The sequence below is a fragment of the Bacillus sp. NPDC077411 genome, assembly GCF_044543425.1.
Lineage (GTDB): Bacteria > Bacillota > Bacilli > Bacillales > Bacillaceae_G > Bacillus_A > Bacillus_A bruguierae.
The window spans coordinates 79,153-104,236 of sequence record NZ_JBITWA010000012.1; the positions used below are offsets into that span (position 1 = coordinate 79,153).

Consider the following 25,084-nt stretch of genomic DNA (forward strand, 5'->3'; position numbering starts at 1 on the left):
GATGTCTAGCAAAACACTTGACAATTTTTTAGTAGAAAACCTAGAGGATTTAAAATCAAAGGGGCTTTATAACGTTATTGATCCGCTTGAGAGTTCGAATGGACCAATCATTACAATTGGCGGAAAAGAATATATTAATTTATCTTCAAATAACTATCTTGGATTAGCAACAGATGAGCGTTTAAAAGAAGCAGCAATCGGCGCGATTCATAAATATGGTGTTGGTGCAGGAGCTGTTCGTACAATTAACGGTACACTTGACTTGCATATTAAATTAGAAGAAACAATTGCCAAATTCAAGCATACGGAAGCAGCAATTGCATATCAATCTGGATTTAATTGTAATATGGCAGCGATTTCAGCTGTTATGGATAAAAATGATGCAATTCTTTCTGATGAATTAAACCATGCATCTATTATTGATGGTTGCCGTTTATCAAGAGCAAAAATTATCGTTTTTAAACATTCCGATATGGAAGATTTACGTAAAAAAGCGATCGAAGCAAAAGAATCTGGTTTATACAATAAATTAATGGTTATTACAGATGGTGTATTCTCAATGGATGGCGATGTAGCAAAACTACCAGAAATCGTTGAAATTGCAGAAGAGTTAGATTTAATGACATATGTTGATGATGCACACGGTTCTGGTGTACTTGGAAAAGGTGCTGGTACAGTAAAACATTTTGGACTATCTGATAAAGTAGATTTTCAAATTGGAACATTATCGAAGGCGATTGGTGTAATCGGTGGATATGTTGCTGGTAAGAAAAACTTAATCGATTGGTTAAAAGTTCGCTCTCGTCCATTCTTGTTCTCAACAGCATTAACACCAGCTGATGCAGCGGCTTGTATGAGATCAATTGAAATTTTAATGGAAAGCACTGAGCTGCATGACCGTTTATGGGAAAATGGCCGTTATTTGAAACAAGGCTTAAAAGAGCTTGGCTTTAACATTGGTGAAAGTGAAACACCAATTACACCGTGTATTATTGGTGATGAAGTATTAACACAACAATTTAGCCAACGTCTAAACGAAGAGGGCGTATACGCAAAATCAATTGTGTTCCCAACTGTAGCAAAAGGAACAGGACGTGTTCGTAATATGCCAACAGCAGCACATACGAAAGAAATGCTTGATGAAGCAATTCGCACGTACGAAAAAGTTGGAAAAGAAATGGGTATTATTTAAGACATTTACATCTATGAAAGCTTGCTAATGAGGAGTGGGGAAAATGAAAAAAATTCTAGTAACCGGTTCTTTAGGTCAAATTGGTTCTGAACTTGTAACGAAACTTCGTGATGTATACGGTGCATCAAACGTTGTTGCAACAGATATTCGTGAAACAGATAGCGAAGTTGTAAAGTCTGGCCCATTTGAAATTTTAGATGTAACGGATGGTCAAAAATTACATGATATTGCAAAACGTAATGAAGTGGATACAATCATTCATTTAGCAGCATTACTTTCTGCAACGGCAGAAAAAAATCCGCTATTTGCTTGGAACTTAAACATGGGCGGTCTTGTAAACGCGTTAGAAGCGGCACGTGAGTTAAACTGTAAGTTTTTCACGCCAAGCTCAATTGGTGCATTCGGTCCGGCAACGCCAAAAGATAATACGCCGCAAGACACCATTCAGCGTCCAACTACGATGTATGGGGTAAACAAAGTAGCTGGAGAACTATTATGTGATTATTACTATCAAAAGTTTGGTGTAGATACGCGCGGTGTGCGCTTCCCTGGTTTAATTTCATACGTTGCGCCTCCTGGTGGAGGAACAACTGACTATGCAGTTGAAATTTACTACGAAGCAATTAAAAAAGGTGCGTACACTTCTTACATTGCAGAAGGAACATACATGGATATGATGTACATGCCAGATGCATTGCAAGCGATCATTTCGTTAATGGAAGCAGATCCAAGTAAGTTAAAACACCGCAATGCATTTAACATTACAGCAATGAGCTTCGAGCCAGAACAAATTGCGGCATCTATTCGTAAACACATTCCAACATTCACGATGGATTACGCGGTTGATCCAGCTCGCCAAAAAATTGCAGATAGCTGGCCAAACTCAATTGATGCAACAGCAGCAAAAGAAGAGTGGGGCTTCAAAGCAGAATATGATTTAGACAAAATGACAGCAGATATGCTTGAGAAATTAAAAAAAAAATTAGAAACTGAGCTAGTAATTAGCTAATGAGAAGAACCGATTCAATGTGTTGAATCGGTTCTTTTTTAGTTAGCCTAGATAAGAAATTTATCTTATTCGGTATCGGGATATTGCCTTTCCGTTTCTTCAAATTGTTTTTCATATTCGTTGCTAAATGCTTTATGTGTTTTTTGATCTTTATCCCAAGGATTTGATTTTCCTAACTTTTTGTTAGCAGAAGAACCGTAAGGCCCTTCAGGAAATTCCTCAGGAATGACATATTGATGTCTAGCTTCAGCAGTTGTAACATCCGTATATTGTTCATCCTTTTTTGTGGACAAATGAAACATCCTTTCACACATATTTGATTCTTAATATGCCCAAAAAATTTTCATTTTTTATCGGCGATTTTTCAAATATATCGACCGTTTTTTACTATATATCGGCGATTCGACACAATTTAAAGACTCTTCGACATAAAACAACAAAAAACCAGGAGCTGCACCTCAGCTCCTGGTTTTATTCAATCGTCTTCAATAGTAATTTCTTCAATAACGGTTTAATCTTCAAGCGTAAATCTTCCGCATGATTCGCTACTAAGAAGTGGTGGTTGTATATATTTTTCATCAGCTGATAGGTTGCTTCTTTTGCTTCGCCTTCTTCGATAAAGATTCCGATGACTTCTATGCCGCTTTTGCGAGCAAGTTTCACAGCTTCGTGTGTATCTAAAATACCGTCTTGTTGGTAGTCTAATGCAGATGGTTCGCCATCTGTGAAGACAAGCAAAAATTTATGCTTTTCCTGACGTTTCGCTAGTTTTTCGGAAACGATCCGAATAATGTATCCATCGCGGTTATCTTCTTCTTCACGAAGTTGCATGACTTCTGGACCAATGCTTGGCAGCGTTGAGTTTTGATACGTTACGACTTCATGAATGACGTTTGGTTTATTTTCGTGTGTGGCGCTAGAAGCATCTTCCCAAAATCCACTAATAGCGTGCAGAATTTTTAACGATTTTAAAGCTTCATGGAAAAGAACGACGCTTTTTTTCGTTTCCTCCATTTTGTTATACATCGAACCAGAGCAGTCAACTAACAGGTGAAAGACAACGTCAAGCTCTTGTGATTCTTGTCCTTTTTTATAAAACATACGCGGTTGTTTTTCTGTATAAATACGCAGGAACTTTTTACGAAGTCTTCCGTAGTATTTATCAGCATTTGCGTTCGTTTTATTTTCAATTGTTTTTTCGATGATCTTCTTTAGTTCTTTTACATCTTTATTTACGACAGATTTTATCGCTTGATAGTCTTTCTTTTCGTCAGGCTGCGGTTTGCGAGCTTCTTTAAAAGTATGCGATGCGCCGGCGTTATATTTACCGTATACACCTTCATTTTGGCTAGAAGCATGAGATGCTCTCGTATCTTCAGTATCTGCACCGTCGAAGTTCGACTGCGTACTTTTTTGGGAAGTACCTTGCACAGAAGCAAGTGCTTGATCACTATCCTCAGATTCACGGGCCGTATCACCCATCATATTTGTTTTTGTACCGCTCTCTAATTCAAAGCGTAAGAAGTTTTCGTTTTCATTGTTTTTATTTTCACGATGCCAAGTCGAAAAACTTTCATTGATTTTACTCTTATTATCGTCATCATCAACGATTTGAACATCATCGTTTGCTAATTCATCTACTCGTTCTTCAATTTTGTCAAAAACGACAGAAGTATTGAGCGGCGCAAGTCCAAAGTAGTTATTAATCATATCATTTTCTAAAAGTTCTTCTAAACGATAGCGAATTTTTTCGACAACATACATCGTATCTTCTGTTGTACGCGTTTGGAACGTTTCGTGTAATATTGCTTCAATGTGCTCAAAGTAGTCGTTGTTAAACATTTCGTATTTGTCGCTCGTTACTGTTAAGTAACATAAGCAAATAAGCATATCAGCATGATAATTACGGATCCGGTTAATTTCGTATTGTGAGCTGAAATAATTTCGATACATTTCTTTGCGGCGTGCAAAAATTGGTTTTGTACCAGGACGCTCTCGTTTTACAATTTCTTCAACTCGTAAATCCTCTAATAGAACGAATAACTGCGTTAAAAAATTTTTAAGCGGTGATTGCTGTAATTCTTTTGCATAACTACGAATCAGTTTCATATCGGAATGATGTTTGTAGCCAAGCGCTTTTAAATATACTTCACTTTTTAAGCCGATTACTTTATCCGCTTCACTTCGATCATCCCAAAAATGACTGATGACAATTTTATTTTCGATTTCGTCATAATATGCTTTATATCCATATTCTAAATACGCATTTTCTTCTTTTAGAAGGGCGTACATTAAGTTTTCCATTTGCAGAAACAGAGACGCATCGATTTTCTTGTCGCTAAAAATTTGTCTCATGAATTATCCCTCAAAGAAATAGCTTTCTGCTAATTCACGTACTGTCATTTGTTCCGTTTCATCGCTTAATTTTGCAATAATACTTCGTTCAATTGCACGCATCACTGGAATATATACACTTAAATCACATGCATCGATAATACCACGAATACTTGCAGCTTCTTCACTTACACGACCATCGCGAGCTAGCGGCATTAAGTCGCTTGCGAATGCCACAAACTTTTCGATTGTTGCTGCATTCTGTAATTTTGATTCAGCTAATAACAGTTCTTTTAATGTTTCACCTTGAATATAAGGAACTTCAATAATAACGAAACGGTTTTTTAACGCTTCATTTAGTTCGCTCGTTCCAACATATCCTTCGTTAATTGCAGCAATTACACGATATTCATCACTGCCATACACAACTTCTTGTGTGAATGGGTTTGTAATCATTTTGCGGTAGTCGAGTGCACCGTGAAGAAGTGGAAGCGTTTCTGGTTTTGCCATGTTAATTTCATCAATATAAAGGAAGTGACCATTTTTCATCGCTTTCATCAACGGGCCGTCCACGAAAGTAACTTCAGAGGCACCGTCCTTTGTTGTTAATGTGTTGTATCCTAAAATACCTTCCACATCTAGATCAACAGAGCAGTTAATGCTATGCATTGGCTTTTGGAATAGATAAGATAGCGTTTCAGCAAGAACGGTTTTACCGCTTCCAGTAGGTCCTTTTAATAGAACATTTTTACCAAGAAGTAAGGCAGTAATTGCATCTTCAATAATACTGCTATCCGCTGCTTTATACATTTTTGTTCCAATTAAAGTAGCAGCATTGCCCGCTGCATGTTTATTTGTTTCATGAATATTTACAAGTTGCTCTTTTAATCCCTCATGTATATGAAATTGTTCTAACATGTATTTCCCACCTAACATTATTTTCATAAAGTAAACAATCCTTCTTATGATAACGTGTTTTCATAAGTGAAGCAAAGAAAAAACATCTTCCAATTTGGAAGATGTTCCCTTATTCCGCTATTCGTGGGCAGTAAGACCCCCACCTCAAGATTTAGAGAGAAGCAAAGAAGATAGGTGGGGGATAACTGCCCGTAAAAGCCCGATTGGGCGGGCTTTCCATCAGTGGGGGATAAGGCCCCCCACTGATGGAAGTTTCACTTTATAAAAGTGGCGAAATAAGTCGCATCAGTGATTCAAGCATTCTTTTTCTAATACTTCTTATTTGAAATACTTCCCAGCGAATTTCTGTAGAATCCTTAAAATCTTGTTCGAAATCACGTTTAATATCAAGGACAGTCGGAGAGTTGTATAATATGGCGATTAATTCATAATTCAATTCAAAACTACGAATGTCCATATTTGCTGTACCAATTGTTGCAATTTCATCATCAATTAATACAATTTTAGCATGCATAAATCCATCTTTATAACGATAAATAGAAACACCTGCTTCCAATAACGGAGCAAAGTAAGATTGAGAAGCTTGGTCGCTTATAACGCTATCGCTTATGCCAGGATACAGAATACGGACATCAATTCCAGCGACTGCACTTAAACGTAGTAATGTTAATGTTTCTTGATCCGGAATAAAGTATGGCGTCGCAATCCAAATGGACCGTTTAGCTGATGTCATTGCCGCTAATAGGGCATTTCGAATTGTTTTGTCATTTGCACTCGGGCCACTTGCGACAATTTGGACAGCACCTTCTGCCTGAGTCGTCCACCTTGGAAAATACTCTTTATTCATAAAAGGTTCCCAAGAATAGTTATTTAATCCACTACATGCGTATAACCAATCTTCTAGAAAGATGGCTTGTAGTTTGTATAATGCTTTTCCTTCAAGTTTTAAATGACTATCTCGCCAAATTGGAAATTTCTTAGAACGACCAAGATATTCATCCCCAACATTCAATCCACCTGTAAATCCAATTTTCCCGTCAATAATAATGATTTTTCGGTGATTACGGTAATTGACAGTTTCGATTAACCACGGAGAAAGGACAGGGTCAAATTCTACTACCTCAATTCCTGCATCCTTCATCGGTTGCAAAAAGGTGCTTCGTAATGGATAGCTTCCGAGATCATCAAATAAAAAGCGGACAGTTATACCAGCTTTTGCTTTTTCAATTAAAGCATCCCGAATTTTTGTGCCAATTTCATCAGCCCGGTAAATGTAATATTGAATATGAATGTGATGTTTTGCTTCTTGAATGGAGGACAAGATTTCTGTAAATGTTTCTTCTCCGTTTGTTAATAATTTCGTTGCCGTTTCATCTGCAATAGGGCCCCCGCCAAACTTTTGAATGATCGTAGTCAAATGGGCAGAGTGTTCATTTAGAGACGATGGTATTGCCTGTTTCAATCGTCTTCCTTCTAAAATTTCACGGAACAACTTTCTTTGCTCTTCAGCACGATGTAAATGTTTTTTTCGGCGCCATCTGCTTCGGCCAAATAAAGCATACAAAAATACGCCAAAAATAGGGAGAATGGCTAACACTAAAAACCAAGCTAACGTACTTTGCGGGGAGCGATTTTCAATAAAGATGATGAAAGCAATGCCAGCAGCTGTAATAAAGAATAGTGATCCAACGAAGGTGTATAACGATATAGATGATCTGTTTAATACTATTAGTATAATAGTTGAAACTGCAACAACGAATAGTAATTGAAGAACACGATTTTTCATTGGTAGGAATGTCACCTTTTTCTGATTAGTTATATCCTTATTATAAAAGGTTTTATTTACATTAAACAAATAGGAAATATTATAGCCTACGCTTCTTAATTATCGGAACTTTTCGTTTTAAAGAGGAGAGAATTTGATGAATGGTGTAAGTCGTCCTATTGGTGGGGGAATGGATATCCTTATCCACCCCCTTACCTATGCCAAGGTCCGCCTTATTTATCCTGCTATTCGTGGGCAGTAAGACCCCCACCTCAAGAATGAGAGAGAAGCGAAGAAGATAGGTGGCGGATAACTGCTCATAAAAGCCCGATTGGGTGGGCTTTCCATCAGTGGGGGATGAAAAAACCCCCACTGATGGAAGTTTCACTTTATATGGCTACGGTTATTAAGAATTTTTTGTGCAGAAAAGGGAAATTGCAAACTATTGTAAAGGAGTACCACCTTTTAGAACAAATAAGGTGGTATTTGTTTAGAAATAAAGAGATTAATTTTTATGAAATAAATATAAAAACAGCGAGTCCGTTCCAGGTATATGATAAAAAAAGGGCGATTTCACCCAAGGATGAAGGCTGCTCAAAATGAGGTTGGATCAATACATAAGTTATTTGGGATCGCATCATAACTCACAAATTAGTAGGTAATATAGGTCCTATTTTCTTATCAATTTATCTTTGCACTAGAATCAACCTTCTCGATTTTCTTTATTTTGGTACCATCTTTTCAAGCGGTTCGAAAATAATTTGAATCAATTTGTTAGGACCTGGCATATCAGGAAAGTGATTGAGCAGTATAGCCAGAATCCATCCAATTGCTGTCAAAGAAACAAAAACGAATTTATCCTTTTTTGGATAACGATTCATTTTCGGCCACTGATAGAGAGCCATAAGGCACACTAAGAATGTAATACCAACTATTGGTCCTATCTTCATTTCTTTTCCCCCTCTTGTTTAGGCAAACCTCCAGGTCTCGTTCCTAATCCCGGCCTCCGCACATAAGCTTTGATATCAATGCCAACTTCCACTTGTGGAAAAATCTCATCCCACCTATCCTTTACTTTATCCCACTTGTCCGGATATTTTCGTTCAAAAGCTTCTGCAAAGTGAAAAACATCCGTTTTCATTTCTTTTTGTACCTTTTCTAAAGTCTGGTTAAGCCGTTGTTGAATAGCCTTTGCCAATTTTTTTTGAATCATTTTATTTATTTCTGGTTTCATAACATCTAAATTAGTAGCGTTCTCTACGATACTTCCTTCAGTTCTAATATTTGCTGTTATTTTCCATTTATTATTTTCAATTTTAGGAGCTATATCTGTATGTTCTTGAGTGAGTTCCATCGTTATGGTCTCTGTTTCCCCCTGAGGTTTCACTGCCACGACCGCTTCTAGAATTTCATTTCTTAACCAAAGGAGCCCTTTTGTCATTTCTGAATTAATTTTTCCAATCATTTTGTCTTTCTTAAAAATAGATGTTTCAAGAATAGGACCAAGTGTTTCCTTTTCTTCAATCTGTTCCAAATTTTTAGTATTAATGTAAGGAAGAATAGCTCCCCCCGCCTCTCCCGTAACCATTTGTTGAAAATCTTTTAAAGTGACAACTGGACCCATTCGTTCATCCACAAGTTTCCGTAGGGACTTCCCTATATATCCCTCAAGCGGAGACTGAAGTGTTAAAAGATGAGCTGCATCCCCTTCACTGACAAATAAATATGAACGATTCCGGGGTTCTGGGTGACGTACAAAGAAATCTATTTCATCATGAAGGCCCTCTTTCGCAGCCTGTTCCCCAAAAATATAAACTCTGCATTGCCCCCAGAAGAGCTCACGGGGGGTTTTCGCTTGAATTTTTGACATAGCATCCGAAACATTTTTACCCAATGCGGTTCTCACTATAGTCGATTTATCGTCTCCCCCCGCTTTAGCTTGTCCGGCACTCTTCTCCCCTTTAGGAATTAAAACCTGAACCGACACTTTAGTCTGATCTTTGCTTTTATCAATGGTTGTTGTTAATACAATTGCCATCTCAGTTGTTTCTATTCGATCCCAACAACCTGTGAGTGGAAGAAGACATATAAAAACGAGAAGAACTAAGAGTGATTTTTTTCTGCTAATAGGCACATAACGTTTCACTGTTGGTGCTCTCCCTTCTTTTTGTTATGTTTCTGACGAACCATAGCCAGAAACAGGAGGCATAATGGAATTACAAGGAGGAAAAGCGGTTTATAAAGCGGGCTTACCAATTTATAAAACTGACTCATTTCCGGTATATTAGGGTGTGCCCATATGCCGAACACGACCATAAGCAAACCGTAAGGAAAGACAACAGGACGATAATCAGACAAATTTAACCATTGAGCAGTACCTAATGCAAGAGCATAGTAGAAAACCGATATTTTAAGGAAAATCCCCGTTACCCAAACCACCATAACGATGGCTTCTAGGTTTTCAAAAAAATCGCTAATATTGATATATCGAGCTGCCTCAAACACCGGATAAAGGTAGTTACTGGTCATTTTTCCTCCAAATAAGAAAAGGACAGTAAGGTTGATTACTACCATCGTGAGTGTAACTGCCAAAACAGAGATCATGCCCCATTTCTTTCCCTTCTCCCTATCTGTTAAGAAAGGTAATAAAAATGAAATGACGAAAAACTCTGTAAACCAACCTAACCCTGGGATAATCGCTCCCGATATAGAAGGCTTAATCCCATGCATCATGATGGGAAACATATTTTTGGTCTCAAAGTCCTGCAGAAGAAGAAGAAGCATAATGAATAAAGGAACAATAAATAATGGGATATAAAGTTGAGCCAGCCTGCCCAATACTTCTATTCCCCCATAAACTACAAAGGCACAAAGCAAGGTAAGACAGGAAATGATAACAATACGTGGTGTTTGCGGGAGAATAGCCCCCACTGTGAACTCTGCATATTGCCGTAGGAAGTTACCGATATTCTCCAGTAAGAAGAACAAGTAAAAAAAACTAATAATCTTTCCAAGAAAGCGTCCTATAATCTGTTCGCTGTATTGAATAAACGTCTCGTCGGGATAGATCTTGTTAAGCCGGTAAGCAAGAAACACTGAAAGAAAGCCCATGGATGAAGCAAAAATAGGGGAAATCCACATATCCCGTTCTGCCTCCCTGCCCATAATTGTAGGAACGGCCAGAACAGTGGTTCCTAAAATCATAGGATACGCTATGAGCCCCATCTGAATGGCAGAAATCTTTCCTTTCTCCAACATGTTTATTCACCTCCCTTTGATGGATTAAGCTTCTGATTGGAAGATTGTCGGTCAGAATCGTATTCTCCTGTTAAATGGGAACGAGGACTGATCATCCACCAAGGCGCCCGGAATAACACATCTTTCAAACCGCGCACTTTTACGGGAGCAATCGGACTCAGATAGGGAACTCCAAAGGAGCGCAAGCAACACAAATGGATACTAATCGCAATTATCCCAAACATAATTCCAAGTAATCCAAGCGTTCCAGCAGCGAACATTAAAGGGAAACGAAGCATCCTAAATGCTGTCCCTTGAACATAACGCGGAATCATGAAGGAGGAGATACCGGTGATGGCCACCACGATGACCATAATTTCGGAAACCAGACCAGCTTGGACAGCAGCTTCACCAATTACTAAAGCACCTACAATACTAACAGCAGCCCCAACTTGTTTCGGAAGCCGGACTCCTGCCTCACGTAATGCTTCGAATGTAAGTTCCATGATAAAAGCTTCTACGATTGTCGGGAAAGGAACAGGTTCACGTGATGCGACAATACTATTTAACAGCATGTTTGGAACCATTTCTTGATGAAATGTCATGATGGCTACATATATGGAGGGACCCAGAAGAGACATCCCAATAAATAAATAGCGCATCCATCGAATACAAGTACTTATAAGAAATCGTTGATAATAGTCCTCCGGAGCCTGAAGCAACGAAAAAAACGTGACAGGCAAAATCAAAACAAAAGGTGTCTCATCTATCATGACAGCTACTCTTCCTTCCAAAAGATTTGCAGCTGTAACATCCGGGCGTTCTGTATTGAGGATTTGAGGGAATGGCGAAAAAGAATTGTCCTCAATCAATTCTTCGATATATCCGCTTTCCAATACTCCATCCAGTTCGATTCGTTGTAGCCGGTTTTGAACCTCTTCAAGAAGCGTTTGGTCTACAAGTCCTTCGATGTAAGCAATTACCACATCTGTTTGCGTATAGCGCCCGATTTTCATCGATTTCAATTTCAAATCTGGGCTTTTAATTTTTCTACGCAAGAGAGATGTGTTGATTCTTAAAGTCTCCACAAAACCGGATCTTGGCCCTTGTATCACCCCTTCTGCAACCGGTTCTTCAATTGACCGTTTCTCCCATTTAGACAACCCTAAAGAAAGAGCCTGTTTCTCTCCCTCTATTAAAAGAAGGGGATTTCCTTGCAGAATCGACTCTATTCCTTCATGGACGGTATCCACTTCTTGTATACTGGCTACCGCAATTTTGCTTTTCTTTAATTGATTTATAATGTCTTTTTGTTCGGTTATATCCTGCATTAAAGGAGAAAGGAGATTTTTATCCATTTCTTCAAGATCAGATAAGCCTTCAATATAAATCAAAACAGCTTTGATTTGATTCCCAATTAAAAAGGAACGGAAAATTACATCTGAACAATCGGTAAAAGCCATTTGAAAAAAATGGAGATTTTGTTCTAAATCCGAAAAAAGAGGTTGGGAATATTTTTGAATCTCCTTTTTTGGAGATAAGAGCGATCTATTTTTTGACTTTATTCGAGAATTTCTTCGAAGCATGACCGTCTCCCCTTTGAAACAGAATAAAAAAGAATCTTAATTTACTAAATTATTCTAAGCAAATGTACTTATTTTAATAGTTGTTGTTCTTTTTTTCAGTTCTGGTACAAAAAGAATTAAATAGCAAAATCGAAATGAATATTAACTAATAAATACGTCTGTTTCTTTCGCAGTTAAATTCTTTATGATGAACTTTCATAATGAAAATGGTCTAGATTGTTCGGTATTTACACTGTATTTTTATGTATATTTTGAAAACATTCGAGATTTTCGCCAGAACCAAATATAATGTTATTTTTGCAATTCCTTTGAAAAATATTCATCATTTAAGATGAATTCATATACAGGTTTTGTGTACCTATTAACTTTTATCCCGCTATTTGCGGGCAGTAAGACCCCCACCTCAAGATTCAGAGAGAGTATTGTCTAGTTCCAGTGGCTAGAATGTTCGGTGGCTTCGCTTCTTCCTACGAGGTAAAATACACCTCTACGTCAGAAGCTCCATCCCCCTCACATTCTGGACGAGCCACTTCCACTTTTCTAAAGAAGATAGGTGAGGGTAGTTCAATATACAAAACCGTTAACAGTATCAGAATTAAAAAATGAATTTTAACCGAAAAACACTAGCTCCGTAAAGAGCTAGTGTTTTTGAATTTAATTAATTTTTGTATCAAGTGTTTCTATGTTCTTTTCAGCGGTATTTTTCATGATAAATGGATAAAGAACTAATCCAATTACGAATAATCCTATTCCTAGTAAGAAAGTTTTTATATCAGATGTCCCTGTTTTGATAACCCAAATTGAATATATAAGAGCAAGTACTGTGATTACTCCGTCAACTTTGCGAGAGCCTTGCATGTTGCTATATGTTTCACCAGTAATAATGAGTTTTAATTGATACAATGTTGAAACAAGATATGGAATTAAATAAGCAAGCGTAGCGACAACAATTGCAAAGTTATATGCTTCTGATACTGAACCAGAAATAGTAGAGAATAAGAAAATTTGTGTCATGATATTTGTTAATAACAATGAGTTTGTTGGACTTCCTTTTTTATTTGTTTTTCCAAAGAAAGCAGGGAATAGTCCGCTTTTCGCTGCTTGATATGGAACTTCTGCACTTACAACGATCCAACCTACTGTAGAACCGAATAGAGAGACAAGTGCTAGAAATGCCATAATGTATGCACCTTTATTACCAATAGCCATATTTAATGCATCAACCAATGGTTTTTGTGATTCTTTTAGCGCATCTTGCGGAAGAGCACCCATTGTTAACAATGTAATTGATACATAAATAAGAAGCGCAATTACTAATCCGAAAATCGTTGCTTTTTTTACATCGCGCTGTGACTTTGCACGGTTTGAAAGCATAACAGCTGATTCAATACCAATAAACGCCCAAAGTGTTGAGATGGCAGCAGCGTTGATTTGTCCGCCTAATGGAATGGATTTTCCAGCCTCATTCATAAACGTTTGACCATCGCCGAAATTAGCTGCATTAAAAATGAATAATGTAATGATAATAAACATCGTAAATCCAATAATTTTTGCGACAGTTGCAAGTAAATTCATATTACCAGCACGATCAATATTTTGCGAAAGAATATATTGAATGCCCCATAGCATAATACTACATACAGCAAATGTTAGGCATTTTCCTAGTTCTAATGAGAAACCATTTGTCGTGAATAAAACTTGTTTACTTTGCATAACTGGGAAAAATGTAGATAAATATCCTGCAAATGAAATAATAACAGAAGCTGTTGCAGCCCAGTTTGCAGCCCAGTAGCCCCAAGCCATGCTATAACCAGCAACTTTCCCAGATTTTGGTGAAGTGAACATTGCTTGCGCATAGCTTTGCGGACCTGCTTTTAAATTTGGTTTTCGCATTGCTAAGTTTCCAAATACGAGTGCAATCATAAATACACCAAGCCCGGTAATTGTCCATGCCAGCGTGGAACCCATTGGCCCTGATACTTGTGCTAAATTTGCCGGAAGCATAAACACGCCGCCGCCAACCATATTTCCAACAACGAATGCTGTTAAAATCCATAAACCCCATTTTTTTGTGTCCATGATTGTCTAACTCCTTTTGATGATAGTTTTTTTGTTTTATGATTTATTGTACCTAGTGTTTTTTGGAAATAAAAAAGAGCCATGTAGATAAAAAATACCTACATGGCTCTTTGCCTAACGTAGGTACAACGGGAATAACCCTTGTACCTACGCGTGAATTTTTCCGCTAGGTTTCAAGGGTTTACGTATGATGATGATGTTTTTGTGCAAATGTAACTACAGTTGTATTTGTAAGCATAGTCCTTTGCTCCCTTTCTCCTCTGATTTTGAAGTAAGTATACTACATGTTTTTTAGAAAGGGAAGAGAAAAATGTATATTGCGTTATAAAAATTCGTATTGCTGATTAAATATTTATAGTGATTTTTCTTTCGATATTTTACAGGCCTTATTTGAAAAGGCTTTTAGAAATAAGCTAAGATATCACAAAATTGTATACGCTAGATGTTTATAAAATGAAAAAAGAAGACGGAAATTATGTTCTTGTATTTATTTCTTTTTTGACAGGGAATATTAAGGCTGTTACTGAGCGTTTGTAATATTTTCTGATGAACATGGAGGAAAGTAAATGGAACATAGGAAGTCGGCTAGATCTCTTGCTTTGGGGATAATGTTTGTATGTGTTGTTCTTTTTAACTTTTCAAAACCAACATACGCTTATATTCCTTCTGAAGAGCAAATTGTAAAAAGTAAACTGAATCATTATGGAACTGCGGAAAATCAACCAGCATATGATATTTGGGGACAAACGATTTCGCAAAAAAAGGCGAATGAGTTGTTGAAAACGGAAGAGGGCAAAAGGTTATTATCACCACAAAACGGAGCAGTGAAAATTAATAAGAATTTATTAAAATTGGGGAGAGAGTCTTTTTATGAAGAAACATTTGGAAATGAAGTGTTTCTTACAGACATAATGGGTGTTTTAAATGGTGCGTTAACTTTAGAAAATATTAAAAAAGCAATTCACGACTTACATGGAAAAGGGACAACAAATTTACGTGTTGAACTGGCGAAAACTGTGAAAATAGGAGATAAAACGTTTGAAAAAGGAACAAAGGTTGATACTGGCTTAGATGTTGCAAGAGGTTCTAATGAAGTATTAGGAATGCCTATTATTAAGTCTGAAGGAAGAGAGAAGATAGGGGTAAGCTGTGCTGCATGCCACGCAACGGTGACTAGAGATACAAAACAAGTTATTGAAGGTGCTGCAAATAATGATTTTAATGGCGGTCTCATTTTAGCACTAGGGACAAATTCAACAGCTTATTTTTCTCGTGCAGAAATTAAGTCATTACAAGACTATATGAAAGATTTAGGGCGAACAGTAGTAACTTCTGATGGAAAAAAAGCTCCGCTTCCTGATCCAGAGATGATAGAGGAGGCTGTAGATCGTACTTTATTAAAATGGCCAGGCGGAAACTTTGATGCGAGTAGTGATTTGGTGAATAATCCAACACAAATTCCAGATTCTTTTACATTTGGAGATCATCCTTATGGGTGGAATGGGTTTGCACAAGCTGGTCCATTTAAAGGACTAAGTGTAATTAATAGTGCTGTAAATATTCAAGGGTCAGATTTAACGACATTAGCACATGCTAGTCCATTCCTTTTCAAAATCGACAAGGAAGTTTATTTAGGAACAATGTTACAAAATGCAGCGAATCTAAAATATCGATATGATCCTAAAAGTGGAAAGAAACCATCTGAGTTTTTTGCTTCAGTAGACCCAACTCCAGGAGTTCCGGGAGTAAATGAATTAATTACGCTTCCGACATTTCCAAGGCCGTCTTTAATCTCTCCTAATGGTTTAGTATCAAGTTCTCCTGGCTATCGGGTTATGGAGCAAAATAATGGAATGTCTGCATTACAAAATACATTCGTTTCCCCAAAACCACCATTATCTGTTGATGATAAGACGATGAAAAAGGGGAAGAACGTTTTTGCACGTGCAGGTTGTATTACTTGTCATGCAGGACAAACCTACACAAATAATAGGATTATTCCAGTTAATGAAATTAAGACCGAGCCATCAAGAGCAAAATCATTTGAAGCAATAGGTAAAGACTTAGCGGAGCCAATTATTTATTCACCAGATACACCTGTACCTGTGCCAAAAGGAGCAAAATTGTTAAAGGTTCCAGCCTATTCATTAGAAAAAGATAAGATTAACTTAGCATATATGTTAAATGGTTCACCTGGTGGTTACAAAGTTCCAAGTTTGTTAGGGCTTTATTGGGGAGCACCGTATTTACATGATGGAGGTGTTGCGGTTGGCCAAAACGTGGAGAGTGAACTAGGTATGACAGGAACGGTATCAAAAGGAATTGAGCCTAATCCGTTTAACAGCTTACGAGCATTAATTGATCAAAACTTGAGAAGAAAAGTAATCGAAGCAAACAAAAATTCAAAGGATTTACAAGACGCACATATTACAGGAGAAGGACATGAATATTGGGTAGATTCTTCTACAGGTTTTTCAAAACAAGAGCAAGATGCGTTAATCAACTATTTACTCACATTAGAATGATTTAGAAGTATGCTGTAGCAAACAAGATAGGCGGAGAATGAAGAAACCCCACTCATGGAAGTTTCATATTATCCATTTATAATCACTCCGCCGTTTACATGAAGAATTTGTCCTGTCATATATGAGGAGTCGTCCGACGCCAAATAAACATAGGCAGGTGCTAGTTCAAAAGGTTGTGCAGTACGTTTCATTGGTGTATTGCTTCCAAATGTTGCATAAATTTCCGGAGGAGCGCTTGAAGGAATAAGAGGGGTCCATACAGGACCTGGAGCAACGCCATTGACCCGGATTCCTTGATTAATGACTGATAATGCTAACGAGCGGGTAAATGCAACGACAGCTCCCTTGGAAGCGGCATAATCAATCGCGGGATCAAGTCCGTTGTATGCGGCGAGTGAAGTCGTATTGATAATAGAGCTTCCATTTTTTAAATAGGGCATGGCTGCTTGTGTTAAATAAAAATATGAAAAAATGTTTGTTTTAAAAGTACGTTCGAGCTGCTTTGCTGAAATGTCGGTGATACTTGCTTGTGCATGTCCTTCTCCCGCATTATTGATCAGGATTTCAAGATGGCCAAATACTTCTATTGTCTTTTTAACGATATAATGACAAAATCCGGCATCCCCAATATCACCTGCGATTGTCAGGCATTGTCTGCCCAATTGGTTTACTCTGTCTTTTGTTTCGGATGCATCCCCATGCTCATTTAAATAAACAATTACAATATCCGCCCCTTCTTTTGCGAAAGCAATGGTGATAGCCCGACCGATCCCGCTGTCTCCTCCAGTAATGATGGCGACTTTGTTCAATAGTTTGTTGCTTCCAGAATAATTAGGATTTTCGGAGATAGGTCTTGGAATCATCAAAGATTCAATACCCGGCTGCTGAGGTTGGTACTGCGGGGGAAATTCGATTGGAACTGTATCGCATTTTTCTATAAACCCAAAATACTCAGACATAATAAGCAAGCCCCCTTCGGTTATATGTGATTTAGCATATTCTTAAAAAGATTATAGGTGCATGCCCATTCCCTGTCTGTGTAAACATGAAGTTGGACATCTAGGGGGGGAATAACCCGAAGTAACTCTCAGGGAGAGTTGTTTTCGTCGTGGAATTGAGAAGCCCCCACTTCAAAATTCGTTAGAATTTAAGTGGGGGGTAGTTCATTTGATATTTTCATGATAAATATTATTTAGAAATTACTGTAAATAGAAGGGCGATGTGATAATCTTATAAAGAGGTTTTTTTAAGGGGTGGGAGCTTGCCGTATGTCGTACATATTTTAAGCATTTTCATGATTTGTGTAGGGGGAATTAGTGTATATCGCTCTGTTAAATATAAAGGGTACGGAGCTTATTTTAAAGTTAAAAAACTGAAAATTCCGTTATGGATTATTACGTTAGGGGTTGCGCTGTTTGTTATGAGCATGGGTATGTATACGCTCATATTGGAAGGGAAATGGTAATGCTGTTATCGATATAAATTCCTTATTATTGGAATGGAAAAGGAGTAGAATGTTCTACTCCTTTTTTCAATTCTCAGCAGTGATTTTAAGATTTATGGCGAATTATGTAGAGAAGAGAGGAGTGTTCATATGGAATTAGCAGTTGAAAAAGTGTTTACAAAAGAAATTTTACAAGAAGGAGCGAAGCGCTTCGGAGTAACGGTTATGGAAGAACCATTAGGGGACTTTGAAAATTATATTTTTCGTGCCGAGGGAGAAGATCGTACACCGTATGTTTTACGTTTGACACATTCATCTCATCGTACATATAAGCAAATTGAGGCCGAATTAGATTTTCTAGCATATCTCGGAAAAAATGGTGCAAAGGTAGCCGCGCCGCATCGATCAAAAAATGCTCTATTTGTCGAAAGTCTACAAGCAACTGATGGCACATCTTTTTACATTTCACTTTTTGACTATGCAAAAGGAGAAAGAGTGAAAGATGTAGATTCTGCTGTTTGGAATGATACGCTTTTTTACGCTTGGGGTAAAGCAATTGGGCAGTTACATCGACTTACGATGGATTATCCAAAGACGGAGAATCGTATTACGTGGATGGAAGATGAAATTACTGTTATTGATATGTTACAGGAAGATAAGGAGCTACAGGAAATTGGGTATGAAGTTGTAGCAGAAATTAAAAATTTACCTGTGACAAATCACACATTTGGATTGATTCACGGAGATATTCATCATAAGAATTTTCACTATGAAAATGAGGAGTTAACCATTTTTGATTTTGATGATGCCACGTACAATTATTTTGCACATGACATTGCAATGATTTTATATTATTCTGCCCTGCAAAAAGATTGGTCAGAAGAAAAAAAGGTGATGTTTGCACGTCACCAGTTGCAAGTATTGAGAGAAGGATATGAGACAGAGCATATTCTCGATGATTCCGTATATAATACTCTACCACTTTTCATGCGCCTTCGAGATGTTGCTTTATATGGAACGATTATGAAAAAGTTTCACGGTAAAGAAATGCCAGAGTATTTTCAAACATTAACAAATGGTATTTATAAGAGAATTCTTGCGAGAAAAGCAATTGTTGAATGGTAAGTAAAACGAGAACTGACCTAAAGCACTATTATAGTGTTTTAGGTCAGTTTTTTACTATATAAACACAAAACCGAAAAAACCTTTTTTCTTTAGGTGAGCGAGAGCGTCTGGCGGCACATAGTAACGGTCAGGGCCTTTTTTGCTATAAAACAAAAGGAGAACGCAAGTCGCGGTCATAGTGTATTCTGCAACGCAGCGACTTATATGTACTCAAATCGAAGTGGATAGATAAGTTCATTTGAATACATATGATTAGATAAATTGTTTGAGATCCCTTTTGTGTTTTTATACAAAAATGTGTTTATTTTATCGGAATAATATTGTGTTTCATAAGGTGTATATTTTGTGTTTTTTTATATATTCTGAAAATCATTTGTAAAAAGGAGAATTTCGTGGTGATCCAGCTTATTACATTGAAAAGGGACTAAGAATGAAATGGTATATGGAAAAGATAAACAAGAAGAGGTTTCCTAAAAGAAGTGAAAGAAGCAAAGAAGGTGATTTCTTTGCTTCTCTTTTGTTTAAAAGATTACTAGTTATTTTTTTAGATGTTTTCGAATATAAAAAACTATACAGGCCTTTTGAGTTGTAAAGGAGGGGAGTAGATTGATTGTTTTTCGCGATGTCAACAAGTATTACGGCAACTTTCAAGTTTTAAAAAATATTAATTTGCAAATTGAAAAAGGGGAAGTCGTCGTGGTCGTTGGCCCGTCGGGGTCAGGGAAAAGCACGTTGCTGCGCTGCATGAATCAACTAGAGATGATCACGAATGGTGAATTGGTTGTAAATGGTGTCAACATACATGAGGGAAAGAAAGATATAAATCAATTAAGACGAAGTATCGGCATGGTATTTCAACACTTTTATTTATATCCTCATAAAACGGTGCTTCAAAATATTACATTTGCCCCGATAAAAGTACTTAAAAAGCCGAAAGAAGAAGCAGAAAAAATTGCCATGTTTTATTTAGAAAAAGTAGGGATTACGGATAAAGTAAATGCCTATCCGCACCAACTATCAGGGGGACAGCAACAGCGCGTTGCCATTGCAAGGGGACTAGCGATGAAGCCGGAGATTATGCTGTTTGATGAACCGACTTCGGCGCTTGATCCTGAAATGATCGGTGAGGTACTTGATGTGATGAAAACATTAGCAAAAGAAGGCATGACGATGGTTGTTGTTACACATGAGATGGGATTTGCCCGCGAGGTAGCTGATCGCATTTTATTTATGGACAAGGGTGAAATTGTGGAAGAGGCCTCGCCTGCTGATTTCTTTGTAAATCCAAAGCAAGAACGCGCCCGATTATTTTTAAGTCGTGTGCTGAATCGTTAAAGGAGGAATTTGATGATTAAAATGAAAAAGTGGTTTACGCTTATCGTTTTTGCCTGTTTATTTGTATTGGTTGTAGCTGGGTGTGGAAATAAGAAAGAAAAAGAAGCTGTAAAAAATGAAAAAGAAACTGTTATTGATCAAATTAAGAAACGTGGAAAATTAGTTGTCGGTGTGAAGTATGATACGAATCTATTTGGATTAAAGAATCCAGCAACAGGAAAGGTAGAAGGATTTGACATTGATGTTGCAAAAGCACTCGCGAAAAAAATTTTAGGCGATGAGAATAAATTAGAATTAAAAGAAGTTACTTCTAAAACGCGCATCCCAATGCTTAAAAACGGCGATATTGACGCAATTATTGCGACAATGACAATTACCGAGGAACGCAAAAAAGAAGTTGATTTCTCAGATGTGTATTTTAAAGCTGGGCAATCTTTGCTTGTAAAAAAAGGAAGTGGAATTAAAGATATAGCTGACGTGAAAAAAGGGGTAAAAGTGTTAGCTGTAAAAGGTTCTACTTCTACGAACAATATTCGTGCCAAAGCACCGGAAGCGACTGTACTTGAATTTGAAAATTATAGCGAAGCATTTACGGCATTGAAGGCAGGACAAGGCGATGTTTTAACAACAGATAATGCTATTTTATATGGTATGGAAAAGCAAGACGCAAACTATGAAGTGGTTGGAAAAAAATTCACAGATGAGCCATATGGCATTGCGGTGAGAAAAGGAGAAACGGAGCTTACGAAAGTAATGAATGAGTTACTCAAAGAGATGCAAGCAAACGGTGAATACAATAAATTGTATGAAAAGTGGATTGGGAAAAAGCCGGAGTAATACCACAAATATAGGATACAAGAGGATGAGAAATAATCATCCTCTTGTTATGAAAAAAGAGGGGGAGCGTTTGTGCCCGATTTTTCGATTCTCTCAAATAATCTAGATTTGTATTTAGAAGGATTCAAATACACAGTACTGTCTAGTTTGATTGCGTTAATTGGTAGTTTTATTCTTGGCATCATCATCGCAGTGATGCGAATTGCGCCAATTCGCGTTTTAAATTGGATTGGGGCAACATATGTAGAGTTTATTCGGAATATCCCTTTAGTCCTCGTTGCATTTGCTTTTTATTTTGCTTTTCCGGTAATCGGTGTTACATTAAGTGGATTTGTTGCTGGTACAACTGCACTTACGATATATACAGCGGCTTTTATTACAGAGGCAATTCGTGCAGGAATTTTATCAGTTCCGAAAGGGCAGATGGAAGCAGCACGTTCTTCTGGTTTAACATATGTACAAGCGATGTATTATATTATTTTGCCACAAGCGATAAAAATTGTAATTCCGCCGCTAGGTAATCAATTTCTAAATTTAGTGAAAAACTCTTCTATATTAGGGATTATCGCTGGGACGGATTTAATGTACCAAGGTGATTTAATCTCTACAAGAACATTTGTCACATTTGATGTATATATATTTGTTGGTATGTTTTATTTACTTTTAACTGTTCCGCTTAGCATGGGTGTTCGCTTCTTAGAGAAACACTTGGCGAAAGGAGCTGTGTAGATGGATTTTCGAGGTGCTTATACAGGAGATCATATTATTTTTTTATTAAAAGGATTACTTGTTACACTAGAAATCGCTCTTATTGCAATCTTCCTTAGTTTTATCATTGGTAGCGTCATCGGTACGTTGCGATATACGAAAATACCGGTTGTATCAACAATACTTGCTTGTATTGTTGAAATCATTCGTAATTTACCGCTGTTATTAATTATTTTCTTTACATATTTTGCGCTCCCAGAAGCTGGATTGAAATTAGAGATTACAACAGCGGCCATTGTGGCTTTGACGATATTTGAAGCAGCGATGATATCAGAAATTGTTCGCAGTGGTTTATTCTCAATTGAGAAAGGGCAAATTGAAGCAGCACGTGCTTCTGGATTAACGTATGTACAAACGCTTCAGCACATTATTTTACCGCAAGCGTTGCGGCGTATGGTGCCGCCGCTTGTCAGTCAATTTATATCTCTTTTAAAAGATACATCGTTGGCGGTCGTAATTTCATTGCCAGAATTAATGCATAATGCTCAAATTATTAATGGTCAAAATGTAAACTATATGATTCCAATATTTCTTCTCGTCGCATGTATGTATTTCATTGTAAATTATGGTTTGTCTCTTTTTTCAAGACGACTGGAAAGCAGATAAAGTGAAACTTCCATCAGTAGGGGGTCTTACTGCCCGCGAATCGCGGGATAACTCTTGCATTTTATTTTATGCAAGAGTTATTTTTTTAGAAAAATTTTAATTTTATATAGAAATTGTAAACGCTTTATTGTATATTTGGTATTATCAGAAATTTTAAAATATAGAGGGGTATTCAAGGGGAGGAAGAAGATGAATCAGGCAGCGAATGAGAATTTACATCGTACAATGAAGAGTAGACATTTATTTATGATTGCACTTGGAGGAGTAATCGGGACAGGTTTCTTTCTCGGATCAGGATATACAATTAATCAAGCAGGACCAGGAGGAGCGATTCTTTCTTATTTAGTGGGCGGTTTTATTATGTATTTAACGATGCTTTGCCTTGGTGAATTAACAGTTGCCATGCCCGTTTCGGGATCGTTTCAAAAATATGCGACGCAATTTATTGGACCTGGAACAGGATTTATGATTGGCTGGCTGTATTGGTTAGGCTGGGCTGTAACTGTTGGTTTAGAGTTAACATCAATTGGTCTAATGATGAAAAGATGGTTTCCGGATGTAAATGTTTGGGTATGGTGCCTTTTGTTCGGAAGTCTTTTATTCATTTCAAATGCAGTATCAGCAAAAAGCTATGCAGAATTAGAATTTTGGTTTTCGAGTATTAAAGTAATTACCATTATTGCATTTATTCTTCTTGGTGGAAGTGCACTACTTGGTTTTTTACCATACGATGGAAAAGCAGCAGCACCGCTTTTTTCTAACTTCGTACATGATGGTGGGTTGTTTCCACATGGAATTGGAGCTGTGTTACTAACAATGATCACGGTAAACTTCTCTTTCCAAGGAACAGAGTTAATCGGAATTGCGGCAGGTGAAAGTAAGGAACCGGAAAAAACGATTCCACGTGCTATTCGTAATACAGTGTGGCGTATTATGTTGTTCTTTATTTTAACTATAACGATTTTAGTAGGATTAATTTCGTGGAAAGAAGCAGGAGTTATTGAAAGTCCGTTTGTTGTTGTCTTTGATAAAATTGGTATTCCGTATGCGGCGGATATTATGAACTTTGTTATTATCACTGCTCTATTATCGGTAGCAAACTCTGGATTATATGCAGCAACGCGTATTTTATGGTCGCTAGCAAATGAGGGAATGGCACCAACTTCTTTTAAGAAGGTGAATAAAAGAGGGATCCCGATTACAGCATTAGTTGTAACGATGATTATTGCAGCGCTATCGTTATTAACAAGCGTATTCGCGGAAAGTACTGTATACATGTATTTACTATCTATTGCAGGGTTATCTGCGGTGTCAAGTTGGATTATTATTGCATTTTCACAAATTCGATTTAGACAACAATATGTAAAGAGCGGCGGCAAGTTAGAAGAATTAAAATATAAGACACCATTATATCCAATTGTGCCAATTGCAGCGCTTGTTTTAAACAGCATTGTTGTGATTAGTTTAGCTTTCATCCCAGAACAGCGCATGGCACTATATTGCGGTATTCCATTTATTATTTTTTGCTATATATATTATTATATAAATAAAAAGAGACAGCAAAAGGTGCAAATGGAAAAGGAGAATACATATGCAACTAATAGTCAAGCGCGATGAAATCATAACGAAGATTCCATATGGTGAATTGCAAATTGGAAAAGAGAATGGGTATACACCATTAGAACTTTTGATTGCTTCGATTGCAGGGTGCAGTGCAATTGTATTTCGAACGATTTTAGAAAAAAAACGTATTATCTATAATGAATTTACAATGGAAACGGAAATTAGAAGAAGCGAAACTTTACCGAAACCATTGGAGAGCGTTCATTTACACTATAAAATAAAGGCAGAAGGAATTACGCAAGAACAGTTAGAAAAGGCATTAGAGCTTGCGATGAAAAATTGTACAATTGTTCAATCTGTGAAGGATAGCATTGAAATTATTGAAACAATTGAATTGATTTCATAAAAAAGTAAAGACTACCATTGCTATGTGGTGTATGCATAGTAATGGTAGTTTTTTGTTATGAGAAAATCATCCTAGCATTTCATCTATATAAATTCATTTGAATTTTTCGACATATAAGTTTCTGCCGTGCAGAATACAACATGACCGCTACTTGCTTGCTCTCTTTGTTTAAAACCTGGCATGTGGCAGGAATAGGCCCTGATCGCTTCTATGCATGGCCGGATGCTCTCGTCTCCCTTAAAAAGAAAGGGGTTTTTATGTCGCTTTTTTAACTTGTATATAGCATGATTTTCGTATTTTTTTACCGAAAAAATACGAAAGTTTGCAAGAAACAAAATCATTGACATTATTAATT

Annotated in this window: 21 protein-coding genes and 1 pseudogene; 12 read left to right on the forward strand and 10 right to left on the reverse strand. The window is 37.2% G+C overall.

Annotated elements, in window-relative coordinates; all coding sequences use genetic code 11:
* Nucleotide 1: 1 nt before the first annotated feature.
* Both ACIGHG_RS16010 and ACIGHG_RS16015 read left to right on the forward strand, forming a co-directional pair.
* Nucleotides 2–1,192, forward strand: coding sequence for a glycine C-acetyltransferase (locus ACIGHG_RS16010; RefSeq protein ID WP_336473706.1), 1,191 nt, complete (start codon nt 2–4; stop codon nt 1,190–1,192).
* A 34-nt stretch (nt 1,193–1,226) separates the two neighbouring features.
* Nucleotides 1,227–2,201 carry an L-threonine 3-dehydrogenase gene (locus ACIGHG_RS16015; protein WP_336473707.1) on the forward strand — a complete coding sequence of 325 codons (975 nt, stop codon included), beginning with the start codon at nt 1,227–1,229 and terminating at the stop codon, nt 2,199–2,201.
* Nucleotides 2,202–2,266: 65 nt separating this feature from the next.
* Here the strand turns inward: ACIGHG_RS16015 and ACIGHG_RS16020 are convergent, their stop codons facing one another.
* The 4 genes from ACIGHG_RS16020 to ACIGHG_RS16035 all read right to left on the reverse strand — a co-directional run bounded on the left by ACIGHG_RS16020 (nt 2,267) and on the right by ACIGHG_RS16035 (nt 7,239).
* Nucleotides 2,267–2,503 (reverse strand): hypothetical protein, encoded by a 237-nt coding sequence (locus ACIGHG_RS16020; RefSeq protein ID WP_336473708.1) that lies wholly within the window; start codon nt 2,501–2,503, stop codon nt 2,267–2,269.
* Nucleotides 2,504–2,672: 169 nt separating this feature from the next.
* Nucleotides 2,673–4,556 carry a vWA domain-containing protein gene (locus tag ACIGHG_RS16025; protein ID WP_396549375.1) on the reverse strand — a complete coding sequence of 628 codons (1,884 nt, stop codon included), beginning with the start codon at nt 4,554–4,556 and terminating at the stop codon, nt 2,673–2,675.
* Nucleotides 4,557–4,559: 3 nt separating this feature from the next.
* A complete protein-coding gene (locus tag ACIGHG_RS16030; RefSeq protein WP_396549377.1) occupies nt 4,560–5,453 on the reverse strand; it encodes an ATP-binding protein in 894 nt (297 codons plus the stop codon).
* Nucleotides 5,454–5,712: 259 nt separating this feature from the next.
* Nucleotides 5,713–7,239, reverse strand: a complete 1,527-nt coding sequence (locus tag ACIGHG_RS16035) for a cardiolipin synthase (protein ID WP_336473711.1) — start codon at nt 7,237–7,239, stop codon at nt 5,713–5,715.
* A gap of 532 nt (nt 7,240–7,771) precedes the next feature.
* On the opposite strand from ACIGHG_RS16035, the pseudogene ACIGHG_RS25695 reads away from it, so the two are divergent.
* Nucleotides 7,772–7,861: pseudogene (locus ACIGHG_RS25695) on the forward strand (IS6 family transposase); the annotation flags it as partial.
* A 79-nt stretch (nt 7,862–7,940) separates the two neighbouring features.
* Here ACIGHG_RS25695 and ACIGHG_RS16040 read toward each other — a convergent pair.
* From ACIGHG_RS16040 to ACIGHG_RS16060, 5 genes are all read right to left on the reverse strand, one after another.
* A complete protein-coding gene (locus ACIGHG_RS16040; protein WP_090917531.1) occupies nt 7,941–8,168 on the reverse strand; it encodes a hypothetical protein in 228 nt (75 codons plus the stop codon).
* Entirely contained in the window at nt 8,165–9,364 is a 1,200-nt protein-coding gene (locus ACIGHG_RS16045) for a Ger(x)C family spore germination protein (protein ID WP_396549379.1), read from the reverse strand. The genes ACIGHG_RS16040 and ACIGHG_RS16045 overlap by 4 nt, the downstream gene beginning before the upstream one ends.
* Nucleotides 9,361–10,476 (reverse strand): GerAB/ArcD/ProY family transporter, encoded by a 1,116-nt coding sequence (locus ACIGHG_RS16050; protein WP_396549381.1) that lies wholly within the window; start codon nt 10,474–10,476, stop codon nt 9,361–9,363. The genes ACIGHG_RS16045 and ACIGHG_RS16050 overlap by 4 nt, the downstream gene beginning before the upstream one ends.
* 2 nt (nt 10,477–10,478) lie before the next feature.
* On the reverse strand, nt 10,479–12,041 hold the full coding sequence (locus ACIGHG_RS16055; protein ID WP_396549383.1) for a spore germination protein: 1,563 nt from the start codon (nt 12,039–12,041) through the stop codon (nt 10,479–10,481).
* A gap of 654 nt (nt 12,042–12,695) precedes the next feature.
* A complete protein-coding gene (locus ACIGHG_RS16060; protein ID WP_336473715.1) occupies nt 12,696–14,120 on the reverse strand; it encodes an amino acid permease in 1,425 nt (474 codons plus the stop codon).
* A gap of 566 nt (nt 14,121–14,686) precedes the next feature.
* Between ACIGHG_RS16060 and ACIGHG_RS16065 the strand changes: the two genes are divergently transcribed.
* Nucleotides 14,687–16,645 (forward strand): electron transport protein, encoded by a 1,959-nt coding sequence (locus ACIGHG_RS16065; RefSeq protein WP_336473716.1) that lies wholly within the window; start codon nt 14,687–14,689, stop codon nt 16,643–16,645.
* A gap of 68 nt (nt 16,646–16,713) precedes the next feature.
* Here the strand turns inward: ACIGHG_RS16065 and ACIGHG_RS16070 are convergent, their stop codons facing one another.
* The gene (locus tag ACIGHG_RS16070; RefSeq protein WP_336473717.1) at nt 16,714–17,604 is read right to left on the reverse strand and encodes an SDR family oxidoreductase; all 891 of its coding nucleotides are present in this window, start codon (nt 17,602–17,604) and stop codon (nt 16,714–16,716) included.
* Nucleotides 17,605–17,906: 302 nt separating this feature from the next.
* Between ACIGHG_RS16070 and ACIGHG_RS16075 the strand changes: the two genes are divergently transcribed.
* From ACIGHG_RS16075 to ACIGHG_RS16110, 8 genes are all read left to right on the forward strand, one after another.
* The gene (locus ACIGHG_RS16075; protein ID WP_336473718.1) at nt 17,907–18,110 is read left to right on the forward strand and encodes a hypothetical protein; all 204 of its coding nucleotides are present in this window, start codon (nt 17,907–17,909) and stop codon (nt 18,108–18,110) included.
* 129 nt (nt 18,111–18,239) lie between these two features.
* Nucleotides 18,240–19,214, forward strand: a complete 975-nt coding sequence (locus ACIGHG_RS16080; RefSeq protein ID WP_336473719.1) for a phosphotransferase enzyme family protein — start codon at nt 18,240–18,242, stop codon at nt 19,212–19,214.
* A gap of 606 nt (nt 19,215–19,820) precedes the next feature.
* The gene (locus ACIGHG_RS16085; protein ID WP_090917514.1) at nt 19,821–20,549 is read left to right on the forward strand and encodes an amino acid ABC transporter ATP-binding protein; all 729 of its coding nucleotides are present in this window, start codon (nt 19,821–19,823) and stop codon (nt 20,547–20,549) included.
* A gap of 12 nt (nt 20,550–20,561) precedes the next feature.
* The gene (locus ACIGHG_RS16090; RefSeq protein WP_396549387.1) at nt 20,562–21,386 is read left to right on the forward strand and encodes a glutamate ABC transporter substrate-binding protein; all 825 of its coding nucleotides are present in this window, start codon (nt 20,562–20,564) and stop codon (nt 21,384–21,386) included.
* 72 nt (nt 21,387–21,458) lie between these two features.
* Nucleotides 21,459–22,115, forward strand: coding sequence for an amino acid ABC transporter permease (locus tag ACIGHG_RS16095; protein ID WP_336473721.1), 657 nt, complete (start codon nt 21,459–21,461; stop codon nt 22,113–22,115).
* The gene (locus ACIGHG_RS16100; RefSeq protein WP_396549389.1) at nt 22,116–22,760 is read left to right on the forward strand and encodes an amino acid ABC transporter permease; all 645 of its coding nucleotides are present in this window, start codon (nt 22,116–22,118) and stop codon (nt 22,758–22,760) included.
* Nucleotides 22,761–22,949: 189 nt separating this feature from the next.
* Complete coding sequence (locus ACIGHG_RS16105) at nt 22,950–24,377, forward strand: amino acid permease (protein ID WP_336473722.1); 1,428 nt, start codon at nt 22,950–22,952, stop codon at nt 24,375–24,377.
* The gene (locus ACIGHG_RS16110; RefSeq protein WP_396549392.1) at nt 24,352–24,729 is read left to right on the forward strand and encodes an OsmC family protein; all 378 of its coding nucleotides are present in this window, start codon (nt 24,352–24,354) and stop codon (nt 24,727–24,729) included. Before ACIGHG_RS16105 ends, ACIGHG_RS16110 begins: the two co-directional genes overlap by 26 nt.
* Nucleotides 24,730–25,084 lie beyond the last annotated feature (355 nt).